Source organism: Pseudaestuariivita atlantica, assembly GCF_001205715.1.
Taxonomy (GTDB): domain Bacteria; phylum Pseudomonadota; class Alphaproteobacteria; order Rhodobacterales; family Rhodobacteraceae; genus Pseudaestuariivita; species Pseudaestuariivita atlantica.
The window spans coordinates 184,012-199,172 of the sequence record NZ_AQQZ01000002.1; the positions used below are offsets into that span (position 1 = coordinate 184,012).

Sequence of the window (15,161 nt, forward strand, 5' to 3'; positions counted from 1 at the left end):
GAACCGTTCGGCCTCTAGGTGAATTCATCATTTATATCCCTCCTCTGAATTGACTATGGTTGTTGGTCTGGAAATTCCCGCGCTCTTAAGTCTCTGGTTGCGTCGAGTTGCTTCAGCCAATCACGACGCATGGTTTCGCTGACACGGTCGCGGTTGTCGCGGACTGCCTTATGGTGTTGCTCAAACAGTTCATGATAAGCTCCGAACACCTCGATGCTGGCCCCTCCAAGGCCGCGCTTGCTCGACCTGATCTGACGAAAGACAAACGGCTCTGCCTGCTCGGCGAGGTCAGAATGAACCCGCAAATAAAGATCAAAGGTCGCCTGTATCCGGCGCTCGTTCACAGCGATACGAGTACGCAGTCGCTGGATTGCTTCACGGTTTTCGGCAGAAAGTGCCCCCCCGGCACGAACCTGCTTTACGCCTTCCATTGCTGCGTACATGTTGCGCCCGATACGGTCGATCAAGTTGGCACTAACGATAGCCGACCGGATCGACATCAAGACCGTTTCCCCAGCCTGCCGTTGAAGTGCAGTGTTCAGCCGATCCAGTTCAATTTGCAGAGCGCTGGTGCGTTGCGACAGTTCTGCCTCTGTCACCTGACCGGCTTCAATACGGGCCCGCAGCCGCTCCACTTCTTGGCTAAGCGCCTGGCTTTGGTCGCCGGTGGAGTCATTTGTCTCATTCGACAATCGTGCATGAGCGTCAACAAAGGCTTGTTCCAACGGTTGGTTTGCGCGGCCTTCTCTATACGGATCTCCCGTATCACGCCGTCCGGCGAATACTGGTGCCGAGATCATCAGCCGCATTCCCATCGACGCGCTGGCCCCCTCGCCGTCCAGCGTAAACAGCGCCGCGGCCTCGGTCCTGCGCCCAACGGTGTTTTGCGTCCGCAGGAACTTCGAACTACCGCCCTTTGTGGTGACACCGCCTATCTGGCCGGCCAAACCATCGGGGCGCGTGGGCCGAAAGAGGTCGAGCACGATCTCTTCCGCGTTGCAGACAACATCGTACAGTCCCAAAAGATTGGGTGATTTCCGGCCAACCGGTCCAAGCACCTGATCCCGCTGCCGGGGTTCATCGGCACAAACTTCATTGAGTTCTGCCGCCCGCTGCGTGTCGCCTGCGTCATCTGTAGCCTGTACTGCGGGCATGCGCTGGTTGCGCGATTGTTTGGTAACAAATGCCTGCCCGCCCCGCGCCGCATATTCCCACTCGGCTTCAGTTGGCAACCTGACATAACCGGTCGCGCCCTGCTCCCAAGGCAGTATTGGATCTGCACCGCGATCGAGTCGAGCCGCATCATTGCGGATCAGCCAATTGCCGTAGGTGCGCCCGAACTCAACCGCGTCAAACCACGAGAGACCACCCTGTGCATTGATGTTGCGGAGCTTTGTCGTTTCGAAGGCGGTCGCCAGCAATGCTTCGAAATCAACGCAGCCTGGCGCGTCTGCCGTCGCGGTGTCCGCCAAGGGTAATTCGAAAAGCCCCAACTCATGCAGAGCCCACTGCAATTCGGTGACTTCGTAGCGCGCCATATAATATGACCGCGCCTTGATGTTGACGAGTGTGGAAGACACGCCGTTCAGGCCGGTCTCCGCTATGCTGAACACGCCACCGACCGGTGCATCCCAAGGTCCGTTTGACAAAATGTTCTGCGGTGTTTCGGACGTCACATCCAGCGATCGCCCAAAGGCTCCGACCGCTTGTGATAACGCGTCATCGACCAATATGTCCACGCGACGGAACACCATGGCACGGCCGCACGGCATCGGCAGTGTCACCGTAACCGGCAACGCAGCGCCGCCTTCTTTCTCTGGACACGGGATATCGTCGAGCGTTTGAGCGCCGTCTTCGATCAACTTTTGCCTTGCTTCCGTCCAACTGGCGGGATCGTCAATTTGGCACCAGTCTTCCTTCTCACCTATTGCCTGCGCCTCGACGCTTGAAGCAGCCAAAAGCAATGCAATGCAAACGGCGGAAGGTCTAATCACGGCGCAATCCTTCAGTTGGTTCCAGCGACGCTGTCTGTAACCCGGCCACTGAACCGGACAACGCGCCTGCCGCCAGTGTGGCCAACAAGGCAATTACAAAATGTCGAGACTGCATCAGAGCGACATCCCCGCTCAGTCCGGCGAGTCCTTCAAGCGCGCTGTTCAGGAGAGGCTGAGCGACGACGAAAGCGCCAAACGCAAAAAGCGCGCCGAGGCCTCCGATAAAAATGCCTTGTAACGATGGGATCAAAGCAAGCTCTAGGCTGCGCAACCCAAGCAACCGCAAAACCGCTAGTTCTCGCGCCTTTTCAACTGCTGCCGCCGCCAGATGCAGTCCCAGCGTAACCAAAAAACCCGCGGCGGCGAGGGTTGAAACAACAAGAAAGACCCAGCCCAGTCCAGTTTCAATGGCAAGCGTCGTTTCGATCTCTTCCGCCCGGGTGCGCACATCCAGCCCCTCGCGTAGCAAATGATCCCGCAAACCGGGCACGGTCCGAACATCGGTTGCATACAGACGAAAGCTTGCAAAAGACGGCGCGGCGGTACTAGAGGACGCACGAACACCCTCCCAACCGAGCTTTTCCACCGCGAATCCCTGTCGATAACGCTCAATTGCGTCTTCCAAAGAGCGGGTGACAAAAATGTCGTCAGTCTGCAGCAGGTCCCGGGGAATAACGTCCCGAACAAGCACCCTGTGGCGTTCGCGTTGCTGCTCATCGTTCACGAAACGCCGTACAATCAACGTTACTGTGTCGCCCGGAACAGCCTTAGCTTCCTGAGCAGCACGAGCCGTCATGACAATCTCCGACAATCCACGCGGAACCTCATGTCCGGCCAACAAAGGGTCACCCTGATCTGTTGGGATCAGGCGCGTTTCCAACAGGGAGCGACCATCGGCACCACGCAACCTCACGGATGATGCGAGGTAGTTTGCACGCGGGAGCAGAAAGCCGACGTCGTCACGCGCTTGCAATGCAGCGAACCACTCAGGGGAAAGCTCGGTATCGCGCACCAAGCTTATTTCGCGAATGCGCGGGTCGGTTCGCATAGTGTCGATCAACGACGTGATGACGCCGAACTTTAAGGCGAACAGCAAAAGCAGCGGTGTCAGTGCCGCAGCCACCGCAACCACGAGACACGCCGTGGACTGCCAGGCGTGCCGCAAATCGCGCACTGCAAGCCAAGCGACCAGACCTATGCGAAGCCGGGCAATCACGCCGCCACCAACCGGGCCGAAATAAGTTCGGATGTCTTTTCGACTTCAACAAAGTGGAGCGAAAAATCAAAGGCTGAAAGAAGATCAAAGTTGTGGCTGGCGACAATCACGGTAGCATTCTGCTGCGTCGCGGTTGCACAGATCGCGTCCATGACCTCCAAGCTTGTGTCCGGATCCAGCGCCGCCGTTGGCTCATCCGCAATCAGGATAGGGACGCCCGGCGCTAAAGCCCGCAGAACAGCAGCGCGTTGGCGCTGCCCACCTGAAAGCGTGGCGGGATAACGGTTGAGAAGATCGCCAATGTCCATCGCATTCGCCAATTCGTGGATTTTGGTGCGTTGCTTGTGGTGCGAACCTTGTGACAATTCCGCCGCCAACAGAGCGTTTTCCAAGACTGTCAAGTAAGGTAACAAGCCGCCATCCTGAATGACGAAACCAACGCATTGCGCGCGGATTTGGGCAAGTGCGGACACCTCTCGATTGGTCAACAGCGGCGTCACATCCATCAGGCGGCCATCGCCATAAGGTGCGATGTCGAATCCGCGCACTGTATCCGGCCAAGACAACAGCCCCAGGAACTCCAGAAAAGTCGTTTTCCCGCTGCCGCTTGGGCCAACAATACCAAGCCGTGCCCCTTGACGCGCGTGAAAGGAGTCAAGCTCCAGCGCATAAGGCACCGATGCGCGGGGTTTACGCGAAATCCGAGCGCCATCCACGCGCACAGACGTCAGTGGCGACAGGCTGTCAGACACGCGGGCCGCGTCGGTCACGGCAAATTGCTCAAGCGGATGGCCGTTGCCTCAAGCCCAGGGTCTCCAGCTCCGAAGTCCATCCAGAGGCTGGTCTGGTCGAAAATGTTGGCGTAGATTGTCTGTTTGCCTTCGATTTGCTCAATGAACTCCTGCCGCAGTGCCACACTCAGGCTAGACCAGTAATCCCTGTTCAACCGAAGCACCTGGCTTTTGTAGGGCAGGTTCTGGAGGAAGCTGGGCAAGAGCGTTTGGATCGCTTGCCTTTCATCCGCACGCACGGCATCCGGATCTGTCGACATCTCTGCCGCCAAAAGCTGGAGATTGTCGAAAAAGACTTCGGGGTCATCGCCACCTGATCGAAAGGCGTCAACGATCAGGTCAAGCCGCTTGTCGAGGGTCGATAGTTGGTTACGCGTCAGGAATACGCTGACCTGCAACGTCTCGACATCGGGGTCAACCAGATCACGGTCCGACGCCCATCCCGCGAGAAATGATGGTGCGTCGCCTCCGCTTTGACGACTGAGGCTTTCGAGCTGCGCTCGGAAAATTTCGTTTTGCGCCGCGTCTGCCAAAAGGCCCGGCTTGGACGGCGATGGGATTTCTTCCAGCTCTATATTGCCGCCCGGCGCACCAATCAGTTGGCCGGAGTTCGCCTTGAACACAGATTCAGCGATACGGTTGGCGAGTAGGTCTATTTCTGCAGCGAATCGCTCATCAGATGTGGCATCGGCACGCACATACTTTGCAGTGTTCTCATCACCCGTTTGCGATAATTCCCGGAACTGATCTTCGGCTTCGGCATCGTTGTTGTTGCGTTGGTTTGTCGGAGTAATAAGGTGAACCGGCAGAATGACAATATTCTTGTCGCGCGCCAATTGTGCAACTGAACCCGCTGTTTCTCCCTGGTATGTGGCCAAGGGGTCGCGTCCCGTCCGCGCAGACGCATCCGTAACAAGAACGATCAGCCGGGCATCATATGGTGTCCAGTCGTTGTCCTCGATCGCCTCAATCAAACCGGCAAAGACATCTTCCTTGAAATCTATCGTAGGTTTCTTGGCTTCACGCATCTGCTCCATGTTGGAAAGGATTTGTCGCGGCGATGTCTCGGGATCCAGAGGTTGGAACATTCGGGTTACGTATTCGATCCCTGCGTTGTCGTGTTTTATGTTGTCACGGAAGCCAAGCAGGCCAAACGATATGAATGAGGTACTCTCGAACTGTTCAAAGGCGCGATAAAAGCGTTCAATGGTCTCGTAAGTCCGTTCCAAGAACGGACGCATCGAAACCGTTGTGTCGATCACAAACACAACCCCAACGCGCAATTCACCATCTTCGGCGGCCAATTGGCCCGCGTCGTTTTCGAAACTCTGCGAATCCCGTGTGCCGACAGATTGCGCAGTTGCGGGTATAGCTGCAACCTTCAAAAGAGTTGTTTCGACTGTGCCGTCAAACAGCTCGGGCCGCCAATCCAGGATTGGCAGTAGGTAGGGTTGATCCGAAAAACTGACGGCCGTCTCCGGCTCGATCGCAACGAGGCGACGATCCCAATTGGGCTCAGCGTCCGGTTGATCGGCAATACGGCGCTTTTCCTCCTCCAACGTCTGATAGATGGATTGCGCTTCGTTGCGGAATGAAAACGAGTTAACCAGATCCGCGAGCATCGTTTCGCGCTCAAAAAACACAACGCGGCTACGCTTCCCGCGTGGCGCGAATTGCATCACAAGCATGGAAGACCACGGCAAGGTTTCATCAACCTTCACCCATCCCGATGGCGGCTCCCGCAAGCTGTCGCCCACTTCAAGCCAGCTTTTACCGTTGGCCGAACTTTCGGCAAAAACATACAGAACCGAGAACGTGGGTAGCGCACCCGTGACATCACCTTCCGAAGCCGACCCGTACAGTTGGGCACTAGGAAGCGAGATTGCCCGCCGGTACAGCCCTTCGGTACCTTCAACAAACAGCGGTTCGCGTACGGCGCCAGGGGCAGCAACTTCGGGGGCCTCGTTAGGCTGCGACTCGTCTACCTCCGGGGCTTCAGGCTCGGCCACCTCTGGCGCTTCGGGCTTGTCCGTCTGAGGGGGAGCCTCTGGATCGGCTTCCGCAACAACCGGAGGAGCGGCAGCTTCTGGCGGCGCTTCGCCCGCTGCAACCTTGTCTTCGACGCTCACCAGCGCGGTTTCCCGAGCGTCTAGCGTTTGTGAGATCGCGTCTAGCGCCTCGGCGTAGTCCAGAAGAGCAGACGTCGCCGCATCAAGACCTACCGTTCCGTTTCCTTCATTGTCGCATACAATGATCGGCCTCAGATCTTCACCGAACTGATCTAGGCTCAACCGCGGAATTTCCGGAGCTTTTGGCACTGAAGACCGCCACCCCACCGGCAATTTCAAAACGCGGAATGTCTGTCCATCAGCCCGCGCGGACAATCGACGAGCCTGTTTCGAAATGTTCTGTGCTTCGTCACGCAGTCCCCGAATCTCACTTTCAGTTTCCGAATTGCATTCTGCAGCGGCAACGGGAAAAGATATCAAACATGCAAAAATGCACGCAAAAATCATGCGGACCATAAAATCAACTCCCTATAATTGACAAGCTTTTAAATATCGGCGATTCTGTCAATAGGTTTTGCAGGATTTTTTTTTGAGCGCCTCACGGACGCATAAATTGATAAACACTCCGCGAAATTGCATGGATTCCGGTGTAGGCCTCGGATTGGCCAAGTCCGGTGCGAGCTCCGATCGTGTAGAGCGTTGCGCTTGCGACAAACAGAGCGCCAAGCGCAGAAAAACTGATAAACAGCCACCAAGCGACGGGAGATATCGCATGCAAGACAGGCCCGGGGATATGCCCCGCCTTTCTACGCGCGAAGGACACCCGTGCGTCTATGCGCAGGGTGGAAAAATATATGATGAAACCGATCAGCGCGTAATAGCACGCTGCAAAAATCGCCATTCCGATCCAGTGCCACGCATAGTGCAGGTTCCGAACAATTTCGTAGAACTGTGCGTTGATCGCGTCAGGGAGCAGAAAACCTAGCAAGAAAATTCACTCCGCGCCGAAGACTTAGTTCCAGTCATCATCTTCTTGATCTTGGATTTCTTTCTGGTCAGCGCTGCCAATTGATCGCCTCCCATCTTGCACAACTGGTTTGCCCTGACAGCTGTAGTCCTCGATCTTCTCAAGGTATTGCCGAACAACCGGATCATCGCGTGAGAAGCCTGCATCTTCCATTGCCGTGACAAGCTTGCGCATCTCGACAATATCCATACCGGCAGCGAGCACGGCGCCGCTCTGATCGCCACGTAGTTCCTTCATGGCCGCTTTCGCCGCGCGCAGTCGTTTTGCTGTTTCGCTGTCGCCGCGGCGTTCCGCCACGATCAAATCGGAATCAATATTCTGAAGAATCGCCCAATGCTCGTCTTTCGAAGTGACTTCCCGAGGAGGATCCACACGGACGCGTAACCGGATCAATTGGAACGGTCGATATGACGCAGTAATGTTGTTGACCGGGTCAAGCCTGTTTTTGAGGGCAGCTTGATAATCCCTGTCATTAGTGATTTCGAAGGTCTCACTAAGCTCCTGGGCCTCAAGTATCAGTGGGCGAAAAACGAAAGACCCGATGGGGTCGGATGCCTCGATGGCTTCGATGGCGGCATCCGGTTCGAGTTGGAAATCAACGTCCAGTCTCACTTTGAATTCAAGTTGACCGGAACGTGATCTGGCCTCGCAACTCCGTGTCATGTTCAATGGACCGGTATTTATCAGGTAAAACGGGCCGTAGCCACCGAGCAATCGTTCCCCCATGGTCAAGCGCGGCGGGGATCCGAGAGTGACGAAATCACGCTTCGTTTTTGCAACACATACCCAGCCGCGCTTGTCCTTTGGTAGGCTCGCAAAACTATCATAGGTCTGAATAAGCACGCTCATTTCGGGTTCCCTTTGCTATCACAGCGGTAAACCGCTTCGGATCGCGGCAATGTCTTTGTCTAAAAGGTACGCTGAACTGCGCTCCAGCACGAGTGCAGCCGTGTCATCACCGTAGGGCAAAAACGCGGCGTAAAGTTTCGCAGCAAACCAAAGGTATGGATCACGGTCTGGCAGTGCACCACCATTCTTGCGGATCATGTCACGTTCACGAGCGAAAAGACGCATTGCCTCCTGCATATGCCGCTTCGGCACGTACCGGCTTTCGTTCAAGGGCCTCGCAAGAGCAGCGCGAACAAACGCCCGTATCAATCTATCGATCAGGCCGGGCCACTTATCAGCAATGTCGGAAGTGAGGTCCTCAAGCGTCAATCGATTGGAGCGTTTGGATGTCAACAACGGCATTCGCTGCATGGCAAAAAACAACGCGGCAAGTGGCGTCTGCCGCTTGATGAGGCCAGGCTTGCCATCCACCTTGGCATCTGCCCAATCCGCCAACTCCGCGAGGAATTCCGCAGCCGGAAGCGCGCTTACCGCTACCGGTTCGAGCCGGTCTTCCATTGTTTCGAGGGTCTCCTGAACGCCGCCTGCGCTTTCACTGGCCTCTTCCGATGCGACAGCCTCCTGCATTTCGCTTACGTCGATGTCACGCTCATCGTCCTTCTTGGCACCGTAAATCGCATCCGTCCGCAGGAAAACCTCAAGCAACGCATCATTCGCAAATGTCTGTCGGTCTAGCCTGCGCAGGACTTCCATTGCGATTTTTGGTCGGCGCAAACCCAGTGGTCCCAAGGCAATAATCAAAGCTGCCTGTCGAGCCGCCAAACGGTTTCGGCGAGATGAAAGCAGCCGAATTAACTGGGCTTCGATCTGAGGCGTGTTGGATTTGTCTTCCGCGGCGACAGCCATGATTGTGGCGCACGCGCGCACATGATGGAGGTCCAAGCCGCGCTCGGGATCCAGCCAATGGTCCAGCACGTTTATCTCTAATCCGCGAAAATCCAGCAAGGCGAACGTTCCCAGAGTTCGCGAAATGTAAAGACCAAACTCGGCGGTGTCTTTTTGAATCAGAAGGTTGGAAATCCACGCAAGAAAGACTTCGCGAACCTCATCAAGTTCAAGCCACACATGACTCAGAAGTCCATGGCGCCAATTCCGATCCTTGAAACGCACCACATTTTCGTTCTTACCTGTCCACGGATCAGGCAGGCTTACGCGTTCCGCCGCAACTTCACTCAACATCGCGGATTGCGTCGCGGCGCTGATAGACCTGGGTTGGGCTTTCGCTTCTTCCTCGGTCAAAGGCCGGAGCTTTACTTCAAAAGCAGCTTCCAGCGACTTTGCAACGGTCAGAACTGCCGACGCATGCGCGTATTCAAGGCACGCAACCGTTAATGCCAACGCCTCCGCCTTGACACTGCGCTCGTGCGTGAACCATTCTGCCGGGGTTGCCCCAACGGGAACAGGACGTGAAGATTCGCTTGCACCCTGACATGCGACGTCGATCAGGAAGTCAATTTGTTTTTTGAACGCTTCATTCTCAAGGTAGTTGCTACCTTCCTCCAACGCACCTTGCTGCAGGGACGAAATCGACCGGTCGAGAGACTGCGGCAGCTGGAAATCACCAATTATGCAAGGATAGATGTACGGCTTTCGGCTGTCTCGCGCGTAGCTGATTTCTCTTTCAACCCAGCCTGTGCTTCCGGCTGCGACACTGGCCTCCGTTATGAATGCGACAAATGCCTTACAGGCATCGATCGCTTCCATGATCTGGTCTTCGAAATTGCCAACAACGACATCCCCATCATACCAGACCGACGCGCCTCTGGTACGCATGTAGTCAATCACGGGCTTTATTGCCGCAAAATGTGACCGGGGATATGAGATGAATATTTGAGACATTCGAAATAATTTATCTGCGCGTCCTCAGCGTAAGAAAATTGCTTCCTACGTTCAATACGTGAAAGGACCAATTATCTCTACAACCGGCTCAAGGCTTCTGATCCTCCCCCACTGAAGTGGTCCGCCCCTATAGTTAGGAAACGGAGGATCAAAGATGGGGATCAAACGCCACAAGCCGGAAGAGATTGTCATGAAGTTACGGGAGGTTGAGGTGCTGTGCGGACAGGGAATGTCCCGCGTGGATGCCATCCGGCAGCTGCAGATTGAGGTGCCCCTAGTTTCCTAGACACCTGCCTGGTTCAGTTCCTGCTGCCTGATCTCATAGTCAACGGGCGACGGCATGCCGTTGTTCGTGTGCTTGCGCTTCGGGTTGTAGAACAGCTCAATGTATTCGAACACGTCTCGCCGCGTGTCGTCGCGGGTCGGATATGTTCGTCGCCGGATGCGCTCCCGCTTCAGGAGCTGGAAGAAGCTTTCTGCAACGGCATTGTCATGGCAGTTTCCGCGCCGGCTCATGCTCGGTTACAGATTGTGCTGATGTAGGAACATCTGCCACTCCCGGCTGGTGAACTGCGAACCTTGGTCGGAGTGCACCGTGACCCGGTCCGTTGGCTTGCGTCGCCAGACGGCCATCAACAGGGCCTGCAGGACCAGGTCCGTGGTCATTCGGGACTGGGCGGACCAGCCAACGACTTTAGGATGTCGCGCTCCTCGGTCACCCTGGCCAGTTCGCGTTAGACAACGGAAATGGATTGGCGGCTCGATCGTCGGCAAAGTGCCAACCGGTGGCGAAATCTGACGGCAGCCCTTCGAGTTGGCGGAACACAAAGTTGTGCCGGAAAGGGGCAAAGCCGGCATGCGCATTTAACGGTAGTGATCGTGTTCCAAAATGACGTGGGCGCAGTTGCGGCAGATGGCTTCCATGTTGCCAGTCGCAGATGGATCGACGGACCCCGCCATCAGCCTCACTCAGCAGGTCTGTGCTATAAGCATTACGCAACTTAAGAAATGCGTCCGAAAGTGACTTCGACTTAGCAAGCAACTCTCCAGCCGCCAAATTGGTACAGCCGAATTCTTTTCTTATCGTTTCTTTTGCGCCCACCGTCAGCACTCTCTTTATTACCCACTTCTCGTATCACACCCAATCAAAATGGCGACCCGGGATTTTGGCCAACCCGAGCCGCCATCGCTCTGTTCGGAGTTTGTGCGGTTACTTTCGCAACTCTACCCGAATTCGCAGCCAGTCCAGCACCTCATCCTCAATCCAGCCAACACGATTGGGACCGAGTTGTACCCGCTTGGGAAACTGACCCGCCTTCTCCAATCGCGCGACGTGTTGCGGTGAATACAAGACCAACTCCTTCAGTTCGCGTTTCGACAGTATCCTCATCACAATGTCTCCTTGAGATAAGGAGCATCGCGATGCCCCGGTTGCGGTTGCCCACGGTCCGAGGAGTTTTAGAATAGCGGACCCATAGCGGAACATACAACGCCACCGCATCGCTGTCGGCGAGGTGGCCCAAAAGGTGGCCTGAAAACCGCCAGATTCTGCAGCACCATGATTTCATTGTGTTTTGTTTTAATAATGGTGCCCGGGGGCGGAATCGAACCACCGACACGAGGATTTTCAATCCACTGCTCTACCCCTGAGCTACCCGGGCACGGGAACGGCTGGCCGTTGGGTGCGTGCGTTCTAGGCGAGCGTCCGACCGGTGTCCAGAGGCATAACACCGATTTCGAATGCCTGAGGCGTCAGCTCTTGAAGGGGGCCATGCCCGCGCGGGCGAGCGCGTCAGCGCGTTCGTTTTCGGGGTGGCCGGCATGGCCCTTTACCCATTCCCATGTCACCTCGTGGCGGCTTGCGGCCTCGTCGAGGCGTTGCCACAGCTCGGCGTTCTTGACCTGCTTCTTCGACGCCGTCCGCCAACCGTTGCGCTTCCAGCCGTGGATCCAGCTTGTGACACCGTTTTTCACGTAGGCGCTGTCGGTCACCACCGTCAGCCTGGAGGGGCGGGACAGGGCCTCGAGTGCGGAAATGGCGGCGAGCAATTCCATCTGGTTGTTCGTGGTTTCGGCCGCGCCGCCGCTCAACTCGCGTTCCTTGACGACGGTCTCTCCGTCCATGGCGCGCAGCAGGACGCCCCACCCGCCGGGGCCGGGATTGCCCGAGCACGCGCCGTCCGTATAGGCGAAGAGTTCAGCCACGCAGGCGCGCCCTGAGGATGATCCACGGATCGTTTGTCCCGGCAAGGCCGGTGTCGCTGCCGGTTTCCTCGCCCACGATGTCGAACCCGGCTCGGTCGAGCCGCGAGCGCAGGTCGTCCGGGGTGTAATACGTGTACCTGCGGCCGATGGGATCGCGCGCGGTGCCGTCGCCGGTCTTCATGCCGATGTGGAGCACGCCGCGGAGCCGAAGTGCGGTGGCGATGGCGGCGAGGTGACCGTCCATCTGATCGCGCGGCGCATGGAGGAGGGCGAAGTTGGCCCAGATGCCGTCATAGAGTGCCGTGGCTGTCAGGTCCTCGAACCGGGCTTGCCGCGCGGACACGCCCGGCTGGGCGGCGGCGAGGCGGGCCATCCCGGCAGAGGCGTCGGTTGCATCGACGACGAAACCCGCCTGCGCCAGGTGCGCGGCGGAATGGCCGGGGCCGCAGCCGAGGTCGAGGACACGTCCGCCTTCCGGCAACAGGTCCATGAACCGCCGCAGCGCGCCACCGGGCGCATCGGTGCCGAACCGGTCCGCGTAGTCCTGCGCGCGGGCGTCGTAGACGGCGATGGTTTCACGGTCGCTCATACCGCCCATCCGATGGCGCAGCTGATCGTCGCAACGATCGTCGGCGGCACACGCAAGCGAAGCCACCAATCCGGTGCTAGCGCCCAGCGGCGGAACAGCCAGTCGAGGATCAGCAGGCCGGGGAAGAACAGCATCAGCCAGAAGAGCGCGTCAGTGTTGGACGGCGCGCCGAGGATGTGTTGCGTCGCAAGGAAAAAGACGGCGAGGGCGGGGATCACGGACAGCACGTATGCCAAAGGTGCGCGGGGGGAGGGTCCTTGCGCGGCGAACCCCCACAGGACGCCCGACATGAAGCACAGGATGACGGCCCCGTAAGCCGCGAGGATCGCGATGGCATCCGTCGGGTAGAGCAGGCCGAAATGTCCCGGAGGCGCGGCAGGATCAGGGGCAAGGCGCAGGATGGCCGCCAGCACGAAGGGCAGCATCCCGGCCCATGTCAGGACAAGAGCGGTGCGGGGTACGGGCATCCATCATCCTTCGGTCAGTTGGGCGATCAGCGCATGGATGCGCCGCGCGCGGGTCTCCGCCCTTTTCGCCGTCTTCACCGTGTGAAGCAAGCCGCGGCGTTTGCCGGGGGTCAGCGCGTCCCATGCGTCGGTCACGCCGGCGCTCCGCAGGGCGAGCGTCACGTCCCGCGGTACGTCGACCGCGTCGGGATCGGCCGGGCGCAGGCGCACCTCCACCTCGTCGCCCGGCGCGATGCCGATCTCGTCCAGAAGGGATTTCCCCGTCCAGAGGAACGGCATGTCCAGCACCGGGGCCCTGGTGACGGCGAGGTTGACGGGATGCTCGTTGATCTCTCCCTCCACCCGCTTGGCCGGGCCAAGTGCGGCGCGCACGTCGTCGGGCAGGGGCAGCACGGTATAGGTGCTGTCGCCCCATTCCATCGGGACGATCCGCGCGGTGAAGGTGACGTAGCCGGTCATGGGGTGACAGGTGTGGCGGCAGGCCGCGCTGGCAAGGGTCAGGCGCGTTCCAGCGCCAGCCGTCCAGCCAGCCCGGCAAAGACCGCCGCGAAGGACCGGTTGAGCCATGTCATCACGCGCTCCGATCCGAGGATCCAGCGCCGCATCGCCGCGGCGAACAGGCCGTAGACGACGAAGACACCGAAAGTCATCGCCATGAAAACCGCGCCCAGCGTCGCCATCTCCAGCGCCGCGCGATCCGGCGCGCCGGACAGGAACGGCGGCAGGAGCGCAAGGAAGAAGATCGACAGTTTTGGGTTGAGCACGTTGATGAGCGCCCCGCGCGTCGCGATCCGCGCCCACCCGTCCGAGGTGCGGCGCGGGGCGATGGACAGCCCGCCCGTTTCCTTCAGCGCGCCCCATGCGAGGTACAACAGGTACGCCACGCCCGCGAACTTGACGATGTTGAACAAAAGCGCGCTGGTATGCAGCACGGCGGCAAGGCCCAGCGTCGCCGCCGCAAGGTGCGGCACGATCCCGAAGGTGCAGCCCAAGGCGGCGGCGATCGCCGCGCGCCGTCCCTGCCCAAGCCCGAGCGCCAGCGTGTAAAGCACCCCGGTGCCCGGCGCGATCACGACCACGAACGCCGTCAGCAGGAACTGCGCCGAAATCATGCCGTGGCCATCCGCAGGACGCGGGGCACCTTGAATTCGACGTTTTCCTCGGCCGTGACGACCGGTTTCACGGTCACGTCAAAGCGGTCGCGGAACGCGTCGATCACCTCATTGACCAGCACTTCGGGCGCGCTTGCCCCCGCCGTGATGCCGACCGAGCGGATGCCGTCCAGCGCGCGCCAGTCGATGTCCCCGGCGCGCTGGACCAACTGGGCATAGGCGCAGCCCGCCCGCGCACCGACTTCGACCAGCCGCTTGGAATTCGACGAATTGGGCGCGCCGACGACCAGCAAGGCATCGCATTCGGGCGCCATCGCCTTTACCGCTTCCTGGCGGTTTGTGGTGGCGTAGCAGATGTCTTCCTTGTGCGGTCCCTGGATCGCGGGGAAACGCTCCTGCAGGGCGGCGACGATGTCGGCGGTGTCGTCGACGCTCAGCGTGGTCTGGGTGACATAGGCCAGTCGTGCCGGGTCGCGCACGTCAAGCGTGGCCACGTCCTCGACGGTTTCGACAAGCAGGACCTCGCCCTCGGGCAGCTGTCCCATCGTGCCGATGGTTTCGGGATGGCCCGCATGGCCGATCATCACCATCTGCAGGCCATTATCGGCGTGGCGCTGCGCCTCGATATGGACCTTGCTGACCAGCGGGCAGGTCGCGTCGACATACACCATCTCCCGCGCCTCGGCGGCGGCGGGCACCGATTTGGGAACGCCATGGGCGGAAAAGATCACGGGCCGGTCCGGCGGGCACTCGTCCAGTTCCTCGACGAACACCGCGCCCTTTTCGCGCAGGCCGTCCACCACGAACTTGTTGTGCACGATCTCGTGGCGGACAAAGACGGGCGCGCCCCATTTGTCGAGCGCCATCTCCACGATCTTGATCGCACGATCAACGCCCGCGCAGAACCCTCGCGGTGCGGCAAGATGAATCGTCAGGTCAGGTTTCGACATGGCACTCCTCCGGCATCCACCTGATTAGTGGAAAGTCCGGCAGGGCGCCAGCG

At 58.7% G+C, this 15,161-nt stretch carries 15 protein-coding genes, 1 tRNA gene and 1 pseudogene; all 17 read right to left on the reverse strand.

The window, feature by feature from the left end; translation table 11 throughout:
- Nucleotides 1-53 precede the first annotated feature (53 nt).
- Nucleotides 54-1,994 carry an SUMF1/EgtB/PvdO family nonheme iron enzyme gene (locus tag ATO11_RS04330; RefSeq protein WP_134643064.1) on the reverse strand — a complete coding sequence of 647 codons (1,941 nt, stop codon included), beginning with the start codon at nt 1,992-1,994 and terminating at the stop codon, nt 54-56.
- Nucleotides 1,987-3,210 (reverse strand): ABC transporter permease, encoded by a 1,224-nt coding sequence (locus tag ATO11_RS04335; protein ID WP_050529613.1) that lies wholly within the window; start codon nt 3,208-3,210, stop codon nt 1,987-1,989. The genes ATO11_RS04330 and ATO11_RS04335 overlap by 8 nt, the downstream gene beginning before the upstream one ends.
- On the reverse strand, nt 3,207-3,980 hold the full coding sequence (locus ATO11_RS04340; protein WP_082176153.1) for an ATP-binding cassette domain-containing protein: 774 nt from the start codon (nt 3,978-3,980) through the stop codon (nt 3,207-3,209). Before ATO11_RS04340 ends, ATO11_RS04335 begins: the two co-directional genes overlap by 4 nt.
- Nucleotides 3,977-6,517, reverse strand: coding sequence for a vWA domain-containing protein (locus ATO11_RS04345; protein ID WP_134643065.1), 2,541 nt, complete (start codon nt 6,515-6,517; stop codon nt 3,977-3,979). Before ATO11_RS04345 ends, ATO11_RS04340 begins: the two co-directional genes overlap by 4 nt.
- A gap of 91 nt (nt 6,518-6,608) precedes the next feature.
- The gene (locus ATO11_RS04355) at nt 6,609-6,998 is read right to left on the reverse strand and encodes a hypothetical protein (protein ID WP_050529617.1); all 390 of its coding nucleotides are present in this window, start codon (nt 6,996-6,998) and stop codon (nt 6,609-6,611) included.
- 24 nt (nt 6,999-7,022) lie between these two features.
- A complete protein-coding gene (locus ATO11_RS04360; protein WP_134643066.1) occupies nt 7,023-7,886 on the reverse strand; it encodes a hypothetical protein in 864 nt (287 codons plus the stop codon).
- Nucleotides 7,887-7,904: 18 nt separating this feature from the next.
- On the reverse strand, nt 7,905-9,785 hold the full coding sequence (locus tag ATO11_RS04365; protein WP_082176154.1) for a toll/interleukin-1 receptor domain-containing protein: 1,881 nt from the start codon (nt 9,783-9,785) through the stop codon (nt 7,905-7,907).
- Nucleotides 9,786-10,067: 282 nt separating this feature from the next.
- Nucleotides 10,068-10,481 (reverse strand): annotated as a pseudogene (locus tag ATO11_RS04375) (IS3 family transposase); the annotation flags it as partial.
- A gap of 19 nt (nt 10,482-10,500) precedes the next feature.
- The gene (locus tag ATO11_RS22065) at nt 10,501-10,896 is read right to left on the reverse strand and encodes a hypothetical protein (RefSeq protein ID WP_165586924.1); all 396 of its coding nucleotides are present in this window, start codon (nt 10,894-10,896) and stop codon (nt 10,501-10,503) included.
- 99 nt (nt 10,897-10,995) lie between these two features.
- Nucleotides 10,996-11,286, reverse strand: coding sequence for a helix-turn-helix transcriptional regulator (locus tag ATO11_RS22525; RefSeq protein WP_341271323.1), 291 nt, complete (start codon nt 11,284-11,286; stop codon nt 10,996-10,998).
- Between the two features lie 85 nt (nt 11,287-11,371).
- Nucleotides 11,372-11,446 (reverse strand) — tRNA-Phe (locus ATO11_RS04385).
- Between the two features lie 91 nt (nt 11,447-11,537).
- Entirely contained in the window at nt 11,538-11,990 is a 453-nt protein-coding gene (gene rnhA, locus ATO11_RS04390) for a ribonuclease HI (RefSeq protein WP_050529621.1), read from the reverse strand.
- Nucleotides 11,983-12,579, reverse strand: a complete 597-nt coding sequence (locus tag ATO11_RS04395; RefSeq protein WP_050529622.1) for a class I SAM-dependent DNA methyltransferase — start codon at nt 12,577-12,579, stop codon at nt 11,983-11,985. The genes rnhA and ATO11_RS04395 overlap by 8 nt, the downstream gene beginning before the upstream one ends.
- A complete protein-coding gene (locus ATO11_RS04400; protein ID WP_082176155.1) occupies nt 12,576-13,046 on the reverse strand; it encodes a DUF3429 domain-containing protein in 471 nt (156 codons plus the stop codon). The genes ATO11_RS04395 and ATO11_RS04400 overlap by 4 nt, the downstream gene beginning before the upstream one ends.
- A 3-nt stretch (nt 13,047-13,049) precedes the next feature.
- Nucleotides 13,050-13,505: a YdeI/OmpD-associated family protein gene (locus ATO11_RS04405; RefSeq protein WP_050529624.1), complete on the reverse strand. Its 456-nt coding sequence runs from the start codon at nt 13,503-13,505 to the stop codon at nt 13,050-13,052.
- A gap of 38 nt (nt 13,506-13,543) precedes the next feature.
- The gene (locus tag ATO11_RS04410; RefSeq protein ID WP_050529625.1) at nt 13,544-14,158 is read right to left on the reverse strand and encodes a LysE family translocator; all 615 of its coding nucleotides are present in this window, start codon (nt 14,156-14,158) and stop codon (nt 13,544-13,546) included.
- Nucleotides 14,155-15,108 (reverse strand): 4-hydroxy-3-methylbut-2-enyl diphosphate reductase, encoded by a 954-nt coding sequence (gene ispH, locus ATO11_RS04415; RefSeq protein ID WP_050529626.1) that lies wholly within the window; start codon nt 15,106-15,108, stop codon nt 14,155-14,157. Before ispH ends, ATO11_RS04410 begins: the two co-directional genes overlap by 4 nt.
- Nucleotides 15,109-15,161 lie beyond the last annotated feature (53 nt).